Raw genomic sequence first — 257 nt, forward strand, 5'->3', positions numbered from 1 at the left:
TACGATAAAAACTCAGGTAACACCAAATTTAATTTTAAAAATTGCTTAAATGTTATTGAGCAAAGCATACAAACGATTATTTATAAATCTGAGTTATTTTGTACGCACATTATATTAAAGGCTACTTATCAGATTTCACAGATAAAGCAAAAGATAAGACCAATGCGAAAATACCTGAGAATATCTCATAAACCTTTCAATAGGTGGGTCTTAAATCGCAGTCCTTTTAGGACTTAGTGCACTAACCGAATGCCATT

General features: G+C 31.1%; 1 protein-coding gene. It reads left to right on the top strand.

Annotated elements, in window-relative coordinates:
* Nucleotides 1–237, top strand: a 237-nt coding sequence (locus SB78_RS10400; RefSeq protein WP_206743495.1) for a hypothetical protein, incomplete at its 5' end; no start/stop codon positions are given.
* Nucleotides 238–257: the final 20 nt, after the last annotated feature.

Source organism: Rickettsia asembonensis (assembly GCF_000828125.2).
In the GTDB taxonomy this organism is placed as follows: Bacteria; Pseudomonadota; Alphaproteobacteria; order Rickettsiales; family Rickettsiaceae; genus Rickettsia; species Rickettsia asembonensis.